This window comes from Salinimicrobium oceani, assembly GCF_012037645.1.
Window position 1 is genome coordinate 1 of sequence record NZ_JAAVJR010001656.1, and the last position, 283, is coordinate 283.

Here is a 283-nt window from a genome sequence, read left to right on the forward strand (position 1 = left end):
TTCGGAAATCTGGCCGGAAGAGAATAGGATGAACCTGCCTCTAAAGCTGCTTCAGGAGGTAAAAGCAAAAGTGATAGGTGATCCCGGTTATATTTCTACAGAACTAAATTTCTTCAATGAAGAGGGAGAGCCTGTTGAGGCTGAAGATCCCTACGAGATCGGGCAGTTGCGCATCGGGATCAAAGGAAATCCAAGCTTCGGAAATGTGAGGATGCTGATGCTGGGTGTCAAAAATGGCCTTTCTGAGACTGCTTCCAGGGATCTTTGTGCAGAGGTGTGGTTC

Annotated in this window: 1 protein-coding gene; it reads left to right on the plus strand. The window is 47.3% G+C overall.

What is annotated here, in order from left to right; all coding sequences use genetic code 11:
- Positions 1-28: 28 nt before the first annotated feature.
- Positions 29-283: hypothetical protein (locus HC175_RS23490; RefSeq protein ID WP_235942742.1), on the plus strand; the 255-nt coding region annotated here is incomplete at its 3' end.